14 protein-coding genes are annotated in these 16,481 nt (G+C 69.0%); 7 read left to right on the top strand and 7 right to left on the bottom strand.

Features of this window, described 5'->3' with window-relative positions; genetic code table 11:
- Positions 1-3 precede the first annotated feature (3 nt).
- Both MKL20_RS24040 and MKL20_RS24035 read right to left on the bottom strand, forming a co-directional pair.
- The gene (locus MKL20_RS24040) at positions 4-1,374 is read right to left on the bottom strand and encodes an FAD-binding oxidoreductase (RefSeq protein ID WP_244038784.1); all 1,371 of its coding nucleotides are present in this window, start codon (positions 1,372-1,374) and stop codon (positions 4-6) included.
- Between the two features lie 35 nt (positions 1,375-1,409).
- Complete coding sequence (locus tag MKL20_RS24035) at positions 1,410-2,603, bottom strand: fumarylacetoacetate hydrolase family protein (protein ID WP_244038783.1); 1,194 nt, start codon at positions 2,601-2,603, stop codon at positions 1,410-1,412.
- A 366-nt stretch (positions 2,604-2,969) separates the two neighbouring features.
- Here MKL20_RS24035 and MKL20_RS24030 point away from each other — a divergent pair, with 366 nt between their 5' ends.
- The 6 genes from MKL20_RS24030 (at position 2,970) to MKL20_RS24005 (ending at position 10,133) form a co-directional block, all read left to right on the top strand.
- A complete protein-coding gene (locus tag MKL20_RS24030; RefSeq protein WP_244038782.1) occupies positions 2,970-4,031 on the top strand; it encodes an ABC transporter ATP-binding protein in 1,062 nt (353 codons plus the stop codon).
- Positions 4,032-4,064: 33 nt separating this feature from the next.
- On the top strand, positions 4,065-5,375 hold the full coding sequence (locus MKL20_RS24025; protein ID WP_244038781.1) for an ABC transporter substrate-binding protein: 1,311 nt from the start codon (positions 4,065-4,067) through the stop codon (positions 5,373-5,375).
- A 39-nt stretch (positions 5,376-5,414) separates the two neighbouring features.
- Entirely contained in the window at positions 5,415-6,371 is a 957-nt protein-coding gene (locus MKL20_RS24020) for a carbohydrate ABC transporter permease (RefSeq protein WP_243962628.1), read from the top strand.
- On the top strand, positions 6,368-7,306 hold the full coding sequence (locus tag MKL20_RS24015; RefSeq protein WP_409568193.1) for a carbohydrate ABC transporter permease: 939 nt from the start codon (positions 6,368-6,370) through the stop codon (positions 7,304-7,306). The genes MKL20_RS24020 and MKL20_RS24015 overlap by 4 nt, the downstream gene beginning before the upstream one ends.
- Positions 7,307-7,426: 120 nt before the next feature.
- Positions 7,427-9,046: a dihydroxyacetone kinase subunit DhaK gene (locus MKL20_RS24010; protein ID WP_244038780.1), complete on the top strand. Its 1,620-nt coding sequence runs from the start codon at positions 7,427-7,429 to the stop codon at positions 9,044-9,046.
- A gap of 130 nt (positions 9,047-9,176) precedes the next feature.
- Positions 9,177-10,133 carry a D-2-hydroxyacid dehydrogenase family protein gene (locus tag MKL20_RS24005; protein WP_244038779.1) on the top strand — a complete coding sequence of 319 codons (957 nt, stop codon included), beginning with the start codon at positions 9,177-9,179 and terminating at the stop codon, positions 10,131-10,133.
- Between the two features lie 2 nt (positions 10,134-10,135).
- Here the strand turns inward: MKL20_RS24005 and MKL20_RS24000 are convergent, their stop codons facing one another.
- The 5 genes from MKL20_RS24000 to MKL20_RS23980 form a co-directional block, all read right to left on the bottom strand.
- Positions 10,136-11,239 (bottom strand): ABC transporter permease, encoded by a 1,104-nt coding sequence (locus MKL20_RS24000; protein ID WP_313902749.1) that lies wholly within the window; start codon positions 11,237-11,239, stop codon positions 10,136-10,138.
- A complete protein-coding gene (locus MKL20_RS23995; protein WP_244038778.1) occupies positions 11,236-12,159 on the bottom strand; it encodes an ABC transporter permease in 924 nt (307 codons plus the stop codon). The genes MKL20_RS24000 and MKL20_RS23995 overlap by 4 nt, the downstream gene beginning before the upstream one ends.
- A complete protein-coding gene (locus tag MKL20_RS23990; protein WP_244038777.1) occupies positions 12,156-13,745 on the bottom strand; it encodes a peptide ABC transporter substrate-binding protein in 1,590 nt (529 codons plus the stop codon). Before MKL20_RS23990 ends, MKL20_RS23995 begins: the two co-directional genes overlap by 4 nt.
- A 2-nt stretch (positions 13,746-13,747) precedes the next feature.
- Positions 13,748-14,185 carry a GlcG/HbpS family heme-binding protein gene (locus tag MKL20_RS23985; RefSeq protein WP_244038776.1) on the bottom strand — a complete coding sequence of 146 codons (438 nt, stop codon included), beginning with the start codon at positions 14,183-14,185 and terminating at the stop codon, positions 13,748-13,750.
- A 456-nt stretch (positions 14,186-14,641) separates the two neighbouring features.
- Positions 14,642-14,962 (bottom strand): hypothetical protein, encoded by a 321-nt coding sequence (locus MKL20_RS23980; protein WP_244038775.1) that lies wholly within the window; start codon positions 14,960-14,962, stop codon positions 14,642-14,644.
- Positions 14,963-15,528: 566 nt separating this feature from the next.
- Here MKL20_RS23980 and MKL20_RS23975 point away from each other — a divergent pair.
- Positions 15,529-16,470: an AEC family transporter gene (locus MKL20_RS23975; protein WP_244038774.1), complete on the top strand. Its 942-nt coding sequence runs from the start codon at positions 15,529-15,531 to the stop codon at positions 16,468-16,470.
- The last annotated feature ends 11 nt before the right edge of the window (positions 16,471-16,481 follow it).

Raw genomic sequence — 16,481 nt, 5'->3', positions numbered from 1 at the left:
CCTTCAGAAAATCTTGCCCGGGTTCAGCCGGTTGTCCGGATCGAGCGCGCGCTTGATCAGCCGCATGGCGCCGATCTCTTCCGGGGAGCGCGACAGGGGCAGCTTGCCGCGCTTCTCCAGGCCGATGCCGTGCTCGGCCGAGACCGAGCCGTTCAGCTCGGCGAGCGGCGCGTAGATCGCGGCGTCGATGGCCGCGTTGCCGGCGGCGTCGAGGCGGGTCGTGTTCCAGTGCAGGTTGTTGTCGCCGATATGCCCGTAGACCACCGCGCGGCAGCCCGGGATCGCCGCCAAGCCTTCCAGGGCACCTTGGACGTAGCCGTTCATCTTCGAGAGCGGCACGCTGATGTCGAAGGCGCGCTCGATCCCATCGGCGTTCAGGTGCTCGACCCGGTCGCGGATGCGCCACATTCCCCGGCGCTGCTCTTCCGAGGAGGCCACGGCCGCGTCGAGGATCGTGCCCTCGCCCATCAGGCCTTCCAGCAGGCCGAGGAACCGGTCCGACTCCTCCGGCACGCACTCGACCTCGATGATGGCGTAGAACGGATAGTCGTAGCCCAGCGGCGGCGTCGCCCGGCCGGGAGCGGTCATCAGCTTATAAAAGTCCGGCCAGAGGCCCTCGAAGGAGGAGACGCGCCCCTGGAACGCGCTCTGCGCGGCGCGCAGGACCCGGGCGCCGTCATCGACCCCCGGGCAGGCGATCAGCGCGGTGGCGTAGCCGGCCGGCTCCGGGCGCAGGCGCAGGACGGCGCGGGTGACGATGCCGAGCGTCCCCTCGGTGCCGATGAAGACCTGCTTCAGGTCGAGCCCGGTGTTGTTCTTGATCAGCGGCCGCATGGACGACACCACCGTGCCGTCGGCCAGCACCGCCTCCAGACCCAGCACCATCTCGCGCATCATGCCGTAGCGCAGCACCCGCAGGCCGCCGGCATTGGTGGAGATCGCGCCGCCGATCGTGGCCGAGCCCCGGGCGCCGAGATCGAGGGGAAAGAACAGGCCGCTTTCCGTTGCCGCGTTCTGCACGCTCCCGAGGGTGGCGCCGGTGCCGACCACCACGGTCATGCCCAGCGGATCGACCGGCTCGATGCCGGTCATGCGCTCGGTGGACAGGGTGATCTCGTCCGGCGCGCAGAGGGTGCCGTCGACAAGGCCGGTGGCGCCGCCGCGCGGGACGACCGCGATACCGGCTTCGTGGCAGGCGGCCATCACGGCGCTGGTCTCGGCGGTATTGCGCGGCCGGACCAGGGCGAGCGCGGCGCAGGGCTCGGTCGGCCGGGTCCAGTTCGCCGAGCGGCCGCGCAACTCCTCGCCAGTGACGAGGCCGGACGGCCCGACGATGTCGGAGAGACGCGCGAGGATGGATCCGGCTTCTGTCATCGGCTTGTTCCGGGGAGCTTCAGCGCGAGCCTCTGTCACAGAATCCCGCGCGCCGCGAGGTTGCGCATCAGCGCGCGGGCGCCGAACGTCCAGGGCTCGCAGGCATCGCAGGGGCGCATGCGGTTGACGAGGCGGCCAAGTTCCGGGCTCGCCACGACGACGCGGTCGTTCTCCGCGTGGGTGAAGCCGAGGCCCGGTCCGTGCCGGTCCTGGATCGGCGCGAACATGGTGCCGAGCAGCAGGATCGCCCCGTCCGGGTAATCGTGCGTGCGCCCCATCAGGGCCGTCACCAGCTCTTCCGGATCGCGGCTGATCTCGGCCAGCGGCGAGGTGCCCTCCATCCGGAACCCGTCGGTGCCGATGACTTCGAGGGTCACGGTGGTGCGCCGGATGTCGTCCAGGCCAAACGTTTCGTCGAACAGCCGGAGGAACGGTCCGAGAGCGCAGGAGGCGTTGTTGTCCTTCGCCTTACCGAGGAGCAGTGCCGATCGCCCTTCGAAGTCGCGCAGGTTCACGTCGTTGGCGAGGGTCGCCCCGACGATTTTTTGTTGGGATGAGACGGCCAGCGCGACTTCCGGCTCGGGGTTGTTCCAATGCGATTCCGGATGCAGCCCGGCATCGGCGCCGCAGCCGACCGCGGAGAGCGGCTGCGCTTTGGTGAAGATCTCGGCGTCCGGCCCGATCCCGACTTCAAGATACTGGCTCCAGGCGCCCTGGGCGACCAGCACGTCCTTCAACGCCATCGCCTCGGGCGATCCGGGTTTCAGCTGGCGCAGGTCGCGGCCGACCAGGCGCTCGACCTCGGCGCGGATCGCCGAGGCGGCGGCGAGGTCGCCCCGGGCCCGCTCCTCGATGACCCGCTCCAGCATGGAGGTCGCGAAGGTGACGCCGGCGGCCTTCAGCGCCTGGAGATCCACCGGGGCGAGGAGCCACGGACGCCCGGCATCGCGGCTGTCCGGCGGGGTGTTGGCCACGATCGCGTCGAGGCTGCCGAGATCCGCACCCTCGGCGGCGCGCAACGCGGCGGCGGGATCCGGCGCCTCGCACAGGTCGCTGACGGTGGCGAACCGGGCGGTGATGTCGACGACCCGCAGGTCGCCGTCCGAACCCGCCCGGATCGCCACCACGCTCGGGCCGTTCACATCCGGGCGCCACACCCGGCCGACCAGGGCACCGCGACCGGCATCGTCGGGCAGGATCTCGCGGGCGCTCAGACCGGATAATGCCATGCTGTCCTCATCCCTCGGGATTTTGTGGTCTTTCGCCTCGCTGGTCCGCGCGCGATCCGTCCTGGACATCGCGCCGCCAGCGGGGCCGACACGACCCGCCTTAGCATCCGCCGTCGATTCGAGCGCCGGCAGAGTGTTTCATGCCGGCAGCCTCGTCACCGATCCAAAGCGGTGGTCCAAACGGATCGATCTTCGGGACGGCTCGACGCCTAATCCCATCGGCTGCACAAAAAATCCATAGGAAGACCCTGACAGAAGCGGGCTATGATTTAAAATTCAGATGCGGTCGGCTTGCTTTCCGAAAGGCGCTCCCGTGTACTGCTTCCAGAGGAGTCGCCGTCAGAGCGACCCTGATCGGGAGGACGCATGGCCTCGGTGGGAATCCGCGAGGTTCGCAAGGCTTTCGGGTCGACGAACGTCCTGCACGGTGTGTCCGTGGACATCCGGGATGGGGAGTTCGTGATCCTGGTCGGGCCTTCGGGCTGCGGAAAGTCGACCTTGCTGCGGATGATTGCCGGCTTGGAGAATATCTCCGGCGGCGAGATCCGTATCGGCGAGCGTGTCGTCAATGATGTTCCGCCCAAGGAGCGGGACATCGCGATGGTGTTCCAGAACTACGCGCTCTATCCGCATCTCACGGTGCGGGAGAACATGGCGTTCTCCATGCGGATCCGGAAGGCGGGTGCTGCCGAGATCGACACGCGGGTCAGCAAGGCCGCGCAGATCCTCGGGCTGACCCATCTCCTCGACCGCTATCCGCGCCAGCTCTCCGGCGGGCAGCGCCAGCGCGTCGCCATGGGGCGGGCGATCGTGCGCGATCCGCAGGTCTTCTTGTTCGACGAGCCGCTGTCCAACCTCGACGCCAAGCTGCGCGTGGCGATGCGCACCGAGATCAAGGAACTCCACCAGCGCCTGAAGACCACGACCATCTACGTCACCCACGATCAGATCGAGGCCATGACCATGGCCGACCGGATCGTGGTCATGCATGACGGCGTGGTCGAGCAGATCGGCCCGCCGCTGGAACTCTACGACCGGCCCGACAACCTGTTCGTGGCGGGCTTCATCGGATCGCCGGCGATGAATTTCGTGCACGGCACGGTCCGGCGGAACGGCCACCTGGTCTTCGCCGCCGATACGGGGCTGATCATCCCCCTGACCCAGGCACCGGCGGGCGTCGAGGGCCGCAAGCTCGTCCTCGGGATGCGGCCGGAGCATTTCGATTTGGCGCCGGACGGGATCGCCGCCGAGGTCGTGGTCGTCGAGCCGACCGGTTCCGAGACCATGCTGGCGGTGCGGGCCCAGGGTCAGGATTTCACCTGCGTGCTGCGCGAGCGCGTCAGTGAGGGGCCGGGCGAGACCGTCCACCTGCGGCCGAACCGCGTGCACTTCTTCGATGCCGAGACCGGCCGGCGCCTGCCGACCTGACCGCACCCGATCCACCCAGGGAGTGACGCCACGATGCCCAAACTCGACCGCCGTTCCCTCCTGGCGGGTGCCGCCGCGACCGGCCTCGCCGCCGGCGCCGACCTCCTCGGCTTCGCGCGGGCCTGGGCGCAGACCGCCGAGTGGAAGCCCGAGCCCGGCGCCAGCCTGTCGGTGCTACGCTGGAAGCGCTTCATCCCCAGCGAGGACGAGGCGTTCCTGCGGATGGTGGACGCCTTCACCAAGGCGACCGGCGTGAAGGTCTCGGTCACCAACGAATCCTTCGACGACATCCAGCCCAAGGCATCGGTGGCGGCCAATACCGGGCAGGGGCCCGACATGGTCTGGGGCCTGTTCTCGTTCCCGGCCCTGTTCCCCGACAAGTGCCTGCCGCTGGAGGACGTCGCCGAGTCGCTGGCCAAGAAATACGGCCCGTGGTTCCCGTCGGCGGAGGCCTACGGCAAGGTCAAGGGCAAGTGGATCGCGATCCCGGTGGGCTTCAACGGCGGATACCCGAACTACCGCATCTCGGCCATGCAGAAGGCCGGGTTCAGCAAGTTCCCCGAGGATACCGCCGGCTTCCTCGAACTGTGCCGGGCGCTCAAGAAGAACAACACGCCGGCCGGCTTCGCCCTCGGCCACGCCACCGGCGACGCCAACACTTGGTGTCACTGGGCGCTGTGGTCCCATGGCGGCAACCTCGTCGACGCCAACGAGAAGATCGTGATCAACTCGCCGGAGACCGCCAAGGCGCTCGAATACGTCAAGTCGATGTACGAGACCTTCGTGCCGGGCACCGTGTCCTGGAACGATTCCTCCAACAACAAGGCGTTCCTGGCGGGCGACCTGTACCTCACCCACAACGGCATCTCGATCTACGCCGCCGCCAAGAAGGACAACCCGAAGCTCGCCGAGGACATGGACCACGCGGTCTGGCCGATCGGCCCCGCCGGCAAGCCGACCGAGTTCCAGCTCGCCTTCCCGATCCTGGCGTTCAAGTACTCGAAGGCGCCCAACGCCTGTAAGGCGTTCATCGCGTTCATGATGGAGGCGTCGAACTACGGTCCGTGGATCGAGGGGGCGCAGGGCTACCTGTGCGAGCCGCTGTCGAACTACCCCAAGAACCCGATCTGGACGAGCGATCCGAAGAACGCGGTGTTCGCCGAGGCGGGACGGCGGTCGCTGGCGGCCGGCGGCCAGGCGCCGGTGAGCGAGCGCATCGCCGCGGTGCTCGCCGACTTCGTGGTGGTCGACATGTTCGCCAGCCACTGCACCGGCCGGGAGGACGTGAAGACCGCGATCCGCAATGCCGAGCGCGCCGCCCAGCGCATCTTCCGCAACACCTGACGCGGCGACGCATCCCGGCCCTGTTCCCGAGGCGAACCCATGGCGCACACGGCCCTGACACAGCCTGCCCCGCTCGCGGTCCCGACGCGCTCGGCCTGGCACCGCCTGCGTGCCAGCCGCGGCTGGGCGGGCTTCTGGTTCATGCTGCCGACCGCGCTGATCCTCGGCCTGTTCCTGGCCTATCCGCTGCTGAAGGGCATCTGGCTGTCCTTCACCAACACCCGGATCGGCCGCGAGGGCACGTTCATCGGCCTGGAGAACTATGCCTGGCTCTGGGACGACGACGTATTCTGGCTCTCGGTGTTCAACACCTGCCTGTACACGGCCGTGGCGTCGGTGGTGAAGTTCGCGGTCGGCCTCTACCTGGCCCTGCTGCTTAACAAGAATATGCCGTTCAAGTCGATCGTCCGGTCGATCGTGCTGATCCCGTTCGTGGTGCCCACGGTCCTGTCGGCGATCGCGTTCTGGTGGATCTTCGACAGCCAGTTCTCGATCATCTCGTGGTCGCTGCGCCATCTCGGCATCATCGACGGCAATATCGACTTCCTTGGCGAGCCCAGCATGGCGCGGGCCTGCGTGATCTTCGCCAATATCTGGCGCGGCGTGCCGTTCATCGCGATCACGCTGCTCGCCGGGCTGCAGACGGTCTCGCCCTCGCTCTACGAGGCCGCGACGCTCGACGGCGCCTCGAACTGGCAGATCTTCTCGCGCATCACCCTGCCGCTGCTGACGCCGATCATCGCGGTGGTGATGACCTTCTCGGTGCTGTTCACCTTTACCGACTTCCAGCTGATCTGGGCGATGACCCGGGGCGGCCCGGTCAACGCCACGCACCTGATGGCGACCCTGTCGTACCAGCGCGGCATCCTCTCCGGGACGCTCGGCGAGGGCGCAGCGATCGCCACCGCGATGGTGCCGTTCCTGCTCGCCGCGATCGGCATCTCGTGGTTCGGCCTTCAGCGCCGGGCCTGGCAATCCGGGGGAACCGACCGATGAGCGCGCCCGCTCCGCCCGCCCATGCCGACCCGCGCCTCGCTTCCGTCATGGCGGCCCGCCCCGCCGGGCTCACCGACGACAGCGAGGGGATGGCCTATCTGGAGCGCCTGCCCCGGCGGCTCGTGACCACCTACCTGCCGCTCCTGATCATCCTCGCGGTGCTGCTGTTCCCGTTCTACTGGATGGCGCTGACGGCGATCAAACCGGACGAGCAGCTGATCGACATGGAGCACTACAACCCGTTCTGGGTTGTGGAGCCCACGTTCAAGCACATCAACAAGCTGCTGTTCGAGACGCAGTATCCGCGTTGGCTCTGGAACACGATGTACGTGTCGGTGGCCGCCACGTTGCTGTCGCTGTTCGCCAGCGTGCTCGCCGCCTATGCCTGCGTGCGCGTCCGCTTCAACGGCGCGGGCTGGGTCGGCGCCGCGATCTTCCTCGCCTATCTGGTGCCGCCCTCGATCCTGTTCATCCCGCTCGCCACGATCATCCAGGCCTACGGGCTGTTCGATTCGCCGATCGCCCTGATCCTGGCCTATCCGACCATCCTGATCCCGTTCTCGACCTGGCTCCTGATGGGCTACTTCAAGACCATCCCCTACGAGCTGGAGGAATGCGCGCTGATGGACGGCGCCAGCCGCTGGCAGATCCTGACCAAGATCATCCTGCCGCTCGCTTTCCCAGGCCTGATCTCGGCCGGCATCTTCTCGCTGACGCTGTGCTGGAACGAGTTCATCTACGCCCTGACCTTCCTGTCCTCGACGCAGAACAAGACCGTGCCGATCGCGGTGGTCAGCGAGTTCGTGGACGGCGACGTCTACAAGTGGGGCTCGCTGATGGCCGGCGCCCTGCTCGGCTCCCTGCCGCTGGTGATCCTCTACTCGTTCTTCGTGGAATATTACGTCTCCGCGCTCACCGGCGCCGTGAAGGAATAGGCCGACACGCCGGGGAAACCTGCCGCCGGCCGTTGCGCCGGCGGCCGCGATTGCTCAGACAAGCCGCTGTGACGGCGCGCAGGGAGACACCTGCGGACCGCGATCGCAGAAGGTCACGCCATGGCCCATTTTATCGAGACCCGCGCCACCCTGGTCACCGACGCCATCGCGGGTCTGCTGGCCGCCAGCGGCGGCCGCCTCGCCCGGCTCGACGGCGATCCCGGGATCCGGGTCGTGCTGCGGGCCGAGATCGATACCGGCAAGGTCGCGGTGATCTCGGGCGGCGGCTCCGGCCACGAGCCGGCCCATGCCGGCTTCGTCGGGCCGGGCATGCTGAGCGCGGCGGTGTGCGGCGATGTCTTCGCTTCCCCCAGCGTCGATGCGGTGCTGGCGGGCATCCTGGCCGTGACCGGGCCGGCCGGGTGCCTGCTGATCATCAAGAACTACGCGGGCGACCGACTGAATTTCGGCCTCGCCGCCGAGCGCGCCCGGGCGCTCGGCAAGACGATCGAGACCGTGATCGTGGCCGACGACATCGCGCTGCCGGAGGCGAAGCAGCCCCGGGGCGTGGCCGGCACCCTGTTCGTGCACAAGGTCGCGGGTCATGCCGCGGAGGCCGGCGCGCCGCTGGAAGCGGTCGCGGCCCTCGCACGCCGGGTGGCGGCCTCGGCCCAGTCGCTCGGGATCGCGGTCTCCACCGCCACGATCCCCGGGTCGCCGCGGAGCGAGCGCCTCGCCGAGGGGCAGGCGGAACTCGGCCTCGGCATCCATGGCGAGCCGGGGGTCGAGCGGATCACGCTGCCGAAGGCGGGTGATCTGGCGCGGCTGATGACCGAGCGTTTTTCGGGGACCGGGCCGCTGGCGCTGCTGGTCAACAATCTCGGTTCGGCGACCGCCCTGGAGATGCAGGTCCTGACCCAGGCCGTCCTGGCCACCGACCTCGGCCAGCGGGTACGCCTGCTCCTCGGCCCGGCACCGCTGATGACGGCGCTCGACATGCACGGTGCCTCGCTCTCGATCCTGCCCCTGGACGACGAACTCGAAGCGGCGCTCCTGGCACCGGTGCCTCTGCCGACCTGGCCCGGCGCGGTCCGGATCGCGCCTTCTGTCCTGCGACCGATCCCGGAGGGACTCGCGGGCGAGGCCTTCACGCCGTCGCGGGATCCGATCGTGGCCGCCCGGATCGCCGCCGTTACGCGGGCGCTCATCGCCGCCGAGGGGGCGCTGAACGCCCTGGACGCGAAAGTCGGCGACGGCGACACCGGCACCACCTTCGCGGGCGCGGCCCGGGCGGTCGAGGCCGATCTCGACCGGCTTCCTCAAGCCGACCCACCCGCCCTGTGCCGCGTCCTGGCTGAGCGGATCGGCCGCGCCGTCGGTGGCTCCAGCGGCGTGCTGGCCTCGATCTTCTTCGCCGCCACCGCGTCCGCGCTCTCCGACGGTGCCGGCTGGCCCGACGCCCTGGCCCAGGGCGTGGCCCGGGTGCGGAACTACGGCGGTGCTGGCCCGGGCGACCGCACGCTGCTGGACGCTCTGATCCCGGCGCTCGAAGCCCTGAAATCCGGGGGGCTCGATCCCGCTGCCGCCGCCGCTCGCACGGGTGCCGCCGCCACGGCCCGGATGGACCGCGCCGCCACCGGCCGATCGAGCTACCTCGCGGCGGCGGATCTCGCCGGTGTCGAGGATCCCGGGGCAGCCGGAGTCGCGGCGGCGTTCGAGGCGCTGGCGGCCGCCGGTTGAAGGTCGAAGGCAGATTGTGGAGCGCCCCGCGGCGATCGGGTGTCGCCCCCTTCCGGGAGCTGGCGCGGGGGCTCGGCGAACACCGCGCTTTCGCGGGCGTTGCACGCAGTAGTCGTGGAGAGAGACCGCCGTGCAAACCTGCCTGATCCTCGACGATTACCAGGACGCGGCGCGCGGCCTCGCCGACTGGGCGCGCCTGGCCGATCGGGTCGCCGTCTCGACCATCACCGATCACATCGCGGATCGGGAGGCCCTCGTTTCCCGAATCGAGCAGGCCGAGATCCTGGTGATCATGCGCGAGCGCACGCCTTTCCCGGCGGCTCTGCTGGAGCGGTTGCCCCGGCTGAAGCTGCTGGTCACCAGCGGCATGCGCAACCTGGCGATCGACGTGGCGGCGGCGCGGGCGCGGGGCATCGCGGTCTGCGGCACGGAGTCGAGCCCCACGCCGCCGACCGAATTGACCTGGGCCCTGATCCTCGGACTCGCCCGTCATCTCCCGATCGAGAACCGGAACCTGCGCGACGGCGGCCCGTGGCAGAGCACGGTCGGGACCGATCTCGCCGGGGCGACCCTGGGCGTGCTCGGGCTCGGGAAGATCGGCACGCGGGTTGCCGCGATCGGCCGGGCCTTCGGCATGCGGGTGATCGCCTGGAGCCCGAATCTCGACGACGCCCGGGCGGCTGCCGCCGGCGTCGAGCGCGCCGAGTCCAAGGAAGCGTTGCTGGACGCGAGCGATGTGGTGACCATCCACCTCGTCCTCGGCGACCGGACGCGCGGGCTTCTCGGCGAGGCCGAGCTGCGCCGGATGCGGCCGGGCGCCGTCCTGGTGAACACTGCGCGGGCGCCGATCGTCGATCAGGCCGCCTTGGTCCGGGCCCTGGAGGAGGGCTGGATCTCGGGGGCGGGGCTCGACGTGTTCGAGACCGAGCCGCTGCCAGCCGACAGCCCGTTCCGGTGCCTGCCGAATGTTCTGGCGCTGCCGCATGTCGGCTACGTCACGCGCAACAATTACCGGACGTTCTTCACCCAGGCGGTGGAGGATATCGAGGCGTGGCTCGCCGGCGCGCCGATCCGGCAACTGAGCTGAGGCTAGTCGGCCCTGGGGTCGACGGCATCGGCGAGACCATCGCCGAGCAAGGTCAGGGCCACCAGCGTCGTGATCAGGAAGGCGGCTGGGCCGGCCAGCATATGCGGCGCCGACTCGATCGCCCGGGCGCCCTCGGCGATGAGCACGCCCCAGCTCGTGTCCGGCTCCTGCACGCCGAGCCCGAGGAACGACAAAAAACTTTCCAGCAGGATCACCTGCGGCACCAGCAGGGTGGCGGCCACCACCACCGGCCCAAAAGTGTTCGGCACGATGTGGCGCAGGATGATCCGGGGTGTGCCGAGACCGAGGGCGCGGGCGGCGCGGACGAAATCGCGTTCGCGCAGGGACAGAGTCTGCGCCCGGACGATGCGAGCCATGTCGAGCCATTCCACCGCGCCGATCACCACCAGCATCAGCGTCAGGCTCGCCCGGAAGAACACCAGCAGCAGGATGACGAAGAACACGAAGGGCAGGGCGTAGAGCACGTCCACCAGCCGCATCATCACGGCATCGACGGCGCCGCCGATGAAGCCGGCCGTCGCGCCGTAGCCGACGCCGATGAGCAGGGCGACCAGGGTGGCGGTGAGCCCGATCAGCAGCGAGACCCGTCCGGCGACGAGGCAGCGGGTGAGCAGGTCGCGGCCATGCACATCAGTGCCGAGCGGGAAGGACAGGCGCCGAAGCGGCACAGCCACGACCAGACGCTTCCCGCCCTCCGTGTCGGCGATCACGTGCGGCTCGCCGAACAGGTCGGAGCGCGGCAGGTAGACGAGGCTGCGCCGATCCACCCCGGCCTCGGCGCTGAGGGTGAGGCGCAGCGCATCGCCGTCGCGGGCCACGTCGTCGAGGCGTGCGCGCATGCGGAAGGCGAGGCGTTCCAGAGCCGGGCGCAGATGGTCGGGATCGGGCTGCGCCGTCAGGCCGGCCGGGAGCTGGCGCAGGTCCGGATAGGCCCGGGTCGGATCGTGCCCGGTCAGCGCCGGCCCGAACAGGCAGGCCAGCGCGATCAGGATCAGGACGGCGAGTGAGACCATCGCCACCCGCTCGCGGGCGAGACGCGACAGGGTGCGGGCGACCGGGCCGGCCAAGGCGCGGGTGGCGCTCACGCGGCGCTCCGCAGGCGCGGGTCGAGCCAGGCGCAGGCGAGGTCGGCGATCAGGTTGAGCACGATCACCAGGGCCGCCACCAGCAGGACGGTGCCCATCACCAGCGTGTAGTCGCGGTTGAGCGCCCCCTCGACGAAGTAGCGGCCGATCCCGGGCAGGCCGAAGATCGTCTCGACCACCACGGATCCCGTGAGCAGGGCCGCCGTCAGCGGCGCCAGATAGGCCACCACCGGCAACAGCGCCCCGCGCAAGGCGTGCCGGGTGATGCGCGCGGGCGGCAGCCCGAGGCTGCGCATCGTCCGCACCGGCTGGGTGCGCAGGACTTCACCGAGCGAGGCCCGCGTCAGCCGGGCCAGGGCGCCGATTTGCGGCAGCGCCAGGGTGATCACCGGCAGGATCAGGTGGCTCGGCGCGCCGCCCTCCCAACCGCTCAAGGGCAGCCAGCGGAGGCTCAGCCCGAAGACGATCTGCAGGAGCGGCGCCACGACGAAGCTCGGCAGCGACAGGGTCAGCGCCGCGCCGAGGCCGAGCATCCGGTCGAGGGCGCCCCCGCGCCGGAGCGCCGCTACGGTCCCGAGCCCGATGCCGAGGCAGGCGGCCAGCGCCAGCGCCAGGGCGCCGAGCGTCGCCGAGACCGGCAGGCCCCGGGCGATCAGGTCGAGGACGCTCATGTCGCGGAACGAGAAGGAGGGCCCGAGATCGCCCCGCGCCAGGGCCGTCAGGTAGCGGCCGAACTGCTCGATCAGCGGCTGGTCCAGGCCGTAGACCCGGCGCAGGTTCTCCATGGCGGTCGGCGCCAGGGGGCGCTCCAGGTCGAATGGGCCGCCGGGGGCGAGCCGCATCAGGAAGAAGCTGACGGCCACCACCGCGAACAGCGTCGGCACCGACTGGACGAGGCGGCGCAGGATGAAGCGGATCACGCGTCGAGCCTCAGGAAGCGGGTCGGCGCGGCGTTGCGGACGTTCGGGATGTAGCCGTGCAGCCGCGGCGCGATCAGCGCCTTCGAGCGGTAATGCATCAGCGGGATCCAGGGCAGCTCGCGCAACGCGATGGCCTCGGCCTCGTAGAGCAGGTCGGCGCGGCGGGCGAGGTCGCGCTCGGCGGCGGCCTTGGCCAGGAGCGCGTCATAGGCCGCGTCCGACCAGCGGCCGGCGTTCAGCCCGTCATTGCCGCTCTGGAGCAAAAACAGAAAATTCTGCGGGTCGGAATAATCGGCGATCCAGGCATAGCGAGCGACGTCGAAGGACCCGCCGTCGCGCAGATAGGCGAAATGGGTCTTGGCGTCGGTGTAGACGAACCGGGTCTCGATCCCGAGATCGCGCCACATCTCAGCCACCGCCACGGCGGTGTTGCGGTTGTTGTCGCTGACGTTGAACCGGTACTCCACGGTGAGCGGCCGGCTTGGGCCGAAGCCCGCCTCGGCCAGCAGGCGGCGCGCCTCGGCCTCGTGATCGATCGGCAGGCCCTGCCGCCCCGCCGTCTCGGGGGGCGTGCGGTAATTGTCGATGCCCGGCGGGCAGATAGAATAGGCCGGGCTCATGGTGCCGCCGTAGAGCCCGTCGGCGAGGTATTCGCGGTCGATCAGCAGGGACAGGGCCTGGCGGACGCGCCGGTCCGAGAACGGCGCCTTGCGGGTGTTGATCGCCAGGACTTCGAGCCCGAGCGAGGGCCCGAGCACCACCTGCGTGCCGAAGCGGCGGCGCAGGTCGACGATCTGGTCGACCGGCAGCTCGGACAGGGAGTCGAGTTCCCCGGCGGCGTAGCGGCGGACGGCGGCCGACATGTCCGACATCGGCAGGAAGGCGACGCGGCGGATCGCGGTCGCTGCGGCCTCGGGATGGTGCGGATTGACCTCCAGGGTGATCGCGCCGCCCGGCACCCGGTCGATCAGCCGGTAGGGGCCGTTGGTCACGAAGTTGCCCGGGCGGGTGAAGGAGTCGCCGTAGCGCTCCACCGAGGCCCGGTGCACCGGCAGGGCGGTCTGGTGGGTCAGCAATTCGAGGAAGTAGGGCGTCGGCTGTTCGAGGATGATCGCGAGCTTGAGCGGCCCCTCCGCAGTCACCCCGAGGGCATCGCCGGCGATCTCGCCGCGGTTGACCGCCGCCGCTCCGCGGATCGGCGAAAGGATCTCGGCGTATTTCGCCCCCGTGGCCGGGGCGAGCATCCGGCGGAACGCGTAGACGAAATCCTCCGCGGTCACCGGATCGCCGTTCGACCACTTGCCGTCCGGGCGCAGGTCGAAGCGGAAGGTCAGGCCGTCCTCGGAGACAGTCCAGGCTCGGGCGGCGCCCGGGATGATGGTGCCGTGATTGTCGTAGGTCAGGAGGCCGTCGAACAGGTCGCGCAGGATATGCGCTTCCGCCACCGAGGAGGAACGGTGCGGGTCGAGCGTCTCCGGGTCCGCATCGTTGCCGCGCCGGTAGAGCACGGGCTCGGCGGCTCGGGCGGGCCGCGCGACCGCGAGGGCGGCGGCGCCGGCCAGCCAGGCGCGCCGACGGATCGCCATGCTCAGGCGCCGGTCTCGGCCGCCAAGCCGGCGGCTTCGATGCCCGCCACCGCGCAGATCTCGTCGTTGTCGGAGGTGTCGCCGGAGATGCCGACCGCGCCAAGCAGCCGTCCTTCCTGGGAGCGGATCAGCACGCCACCCGCCACCGGCACCAGCGCGGCCGGGCCGGCGACATGGCTCACCGCCGCTACGAAATAGGGCTGCGCCTCGGCGCGGGCATGGATCGCTCGGGAGCCGAGGCCCAGAGCCAGGGCGCCGTTGGCCTTGCCGCTGGCGATCTCGGCCCGGCGGAGCGACGTGCCATCCTCGACGGCGACGGATTTGAGCGCGCCCCGGGCATCGTAGACCACGACGGCCATCGGCTTCAGGCTGCGGGTCCGGGCTTCGCGCAGGGCGGTGTCCACGATGCTGCGGGCGGCCTCGAGCGTCAGGTCGATCATCGGATTCCACGGGCTGTCGCCGCTCCGGGCGGCGGGTTCACACTTAGAGCTTGTTTGACCGGTCTTTCCCATCCTCGCCCTCATCCTGAGGCGACGGAGCGAAGCGGAGGCCTCGAAGGAGCCCTCCAGCCAGCCGCGCGATCCCTGGAGGGCTCCTTCGAGGCTGCTCCACAGTACCTCAGGATGAGGGGAGAGATTGGGATCTCCATCGGCAGAACCATCATTCGACTGCGAGCGTGCGGTCAAACAGGCTCTTAGAGGATCGGGGCCGGGCCGGTCCACCACGCGGGGCCGCCCGTGGCCTCAACCGCCACGCAGGAGCCGGCCGAGCAGCGTGCCGGCCCGATCGATCGTCTCGGATGTCAGCGACGAATACCCCACCACGATCCCGGTTTCGCGCTTTTCCGCGCCATGCAGGGCGGCGGTTTGCAGCGTTAGGCTGTTCTGGCGGCAGCTTTACTCGAAACGCGCGGCGTCCAGCCCATCGGGCAGCCGCAGGAAGAAATGGAACCCGCCATGCGCGCCGAGCACGCGGAGCGGACTGCCATAGCCCTGTCGGATCGCCTCCAGGCTCCGGGCGCACTTGTCCTTGTAGACCCGCTCCATGCGGCGGATGTGCTGAGCGAAATGGCCCTCGGCGATGAACCGGGACAGGATGTCCTGGTCCAGGGTGCTGTTGCCCCGCCCGGTATCGGCCCGCAGGCTGCGCATGCGCGCGCGGATCGCCCGCGGCACGACCATGTAGCCGAACCAATATCGGCTGGTTCGGCGCGCCATCGCGAACCTCAGAGCGCGGCGAGAAGTGGCTCGGTCCCGAGCCGCGATAGTGGATCTTCAGTTCGCATGTCCGGGTGCTCTACGGTTCTTTCGATGCGGCCGCCAACGTCGCGGACCGGCACTTCGCATGACCAGGCTTGATCTCGATGGACATGTTTTGGTTCTGGATGCAAATAAGCTAGGTACCTGAATGATGAGATGGTTCTTATCTTCAAGTGCATCAGTAATTTTCTTTATTAAGAGATTACCTATCATCATGACTTTGATAAAATCACGCTGACACGTCGCGATTATCTCAATCTTTTCCCTCATCCTGAGGTGCCGGGCGATCGAAGATCGCTTGGCCTCGAAGGAGCCCTCCAGGTATCGTTGAGGCATCTGGAGGGCTCCTTCGAGGCCTCCGCTTCGCTTCGGCACCTCAGGATGAGGGAAGAGATAGGGATATCCCTGGCTCGGAATTGTATTCCACCCTATATACCGAGATCAATCAGCCTTTAAATCTTCATATCATCTGTGAAACAGAAAATAAATCGGTCAAACAACTCATTTATGATGGATGACAATTGATGTACGCAGCCATGCACTTGGCCAGTGATCTCGTGTCGCGGATGCTGCCGGCCTACGGCGCCATCGCAGCCGGGTTCTGTGTCGGACGTCTGTCGGGTCGCGACTGGATCCGGCACCTCTCCAGCCTGCTGATGTACGTCCTGATCCCGCTGGTCGTGTTCAAGAACGCCCTGGCGCTGGATTTTGGCGCGGCGATCGGCAACGTCGTCTTGTCGATGGCCTTCAGCACGGTCATGGTTCTGTGCGCGGTGCTGATCGTGCCGCGCTGCAAGTCCGATGTTCCCCGACGTCTGGCGTTCTGCGCCTTCAGCTACACCAATATCGGCTGGTTCGGCGTCCCAACCGGCTTGGCCCTGTTCGGTCCCGACAGCCTGCCGATCCTGGTCATGGCCTATGTCGGCGGGCTGATCTTCGGCAACACGGTCGGCTTCTACTGCGTGGCGCGCGATCGGTTCTCGGTCCGCACGAGCCTGTGGAAGGTCGCCACCACCCCGGCGCTCTATGCCTTCGGCGCGGGCCTCGCCGGTCAGGCGCTCGGGCTGCGCGACCTGCTGCCGGCCGGCTCGGAAGCGCCGTTCCGGGTGGTGACACTGCTCATGTCGGGCTGCGGCATGATGGTGGTCGGGCTGGGGGCCAGTCAGGTCCGCTTCACCGCCGCCGCGATCCGGGGAACGCTGAACCTGGTGATCTGGCGCCACGTCGCGTCGGTCGGCGCAATCGCGGCGGTCATCGGCTTGTTCGCTCTGGTCGGAGCGCCGGTCGCGACAGAGAACCTGAATACGGTGCGCCTGCTGGGCCTGCTGCCGGTTGCGGGCAATGTCGTGGTCTTCGCTGCGCAGTTGCGCAGCGACGTGGCGGCGGCCTCCCTGATCGTTGCGCTCTCGACGGCGGTCTCGACGCTGAGCGTCCTGTGCTGGGGCGTGTTCCTCCACGGCACGTAGGGGCCTCGTCT

It is taken from the genome of Methylobacterium sp. E-066 (assembly GCF_022829635.1).
Classification (GTDB): Bacteria; Pseudomonadota; Alphaproteobacteria; order Rhizobiales; family Beijerinckiaceae; genus Methylobacterium.
Note: the sequence above shows the minus strand (reverse complement) of the source record. Positions and strands in the feature narration are given on the sequence as shown.

Coding starts and splice junctions, on each gene's coding strand:
- MKL20_RS24040 (WP_244038784.1), bottom strand. CDS start 1,374: ATGACAGAAGCCGGATCCATCCTCGCGCGTCTCTCCGACATCGTCGGG.
- MKL20_RS24035 (WP_244038783.1), bottom strand. CDS start 2,603: ATGGCATTATCCGGTCTGAGCGCCCGCGAGATCCTGCCCGACGATGCC.
- MKL20_RS24030 (WP_244038782.1), top strand. CDS start 2,970: ATGGCCTCGGTGGGAATCCGCGAGGTTCGCAAGGCTTTCGGGTCGACG.
- MKL20_RS24025 (WP_244038781.1), top strand. CDS start 4,065: ATGCCCAAACTCGACCGCCGTTCCCTCCTGGCGGGTGCCGCCGCGACC.
- MKL20_RS24020 (WP_243962628.1), top strand. CDS start 5,415: ATGGCGCACACGGCCCTGACACAGCCTGCCCCGCTCGCGGTCCCGACG.
- MKL20_RS24015 (WP_409568193.1), top strand. CDS start 6,368: ATGAGCGCGCCCGCTCCGCCCGCCCATGCCGACCCGCGCCTCGCTTCC.
- MKL20_RS24010 (WP_244038780.1), top strand. CDS start 7,427: ATGGCCCATTTTATCGAGACCCGCGCCACCCTGGTCACCGACGCCATC.
- MKL20_RS23990 (WP_244038777.1), bottom strand. CDS start 13,745: ATGGCGATCCGTCGGCGCGCCTGGCTGGCCGGCGCCGCCGCCCTCGCG.
- MKL20_RS23985 (WP_244038776.1), bottom strand. CDS start 14,185: ATGATCGACCTGACGCTCGAGGCCGCCCGCAGCATCGTGGACACCGCC.
- MKL20_RS23980 (WP_244038775.1), bottom strand. CDS start 14,962: ATGGCGCGCCGAACCAGCCGATATTGGTTCGGCTACATGGTCGTGCCG.
- MKL20_RS23975 (WP_244038774.1), top strand. CDS start 15,529: ATGTACGCAGCCATGCACTTGGCCAGTGATCTCGTGTCGCGGATGCTG.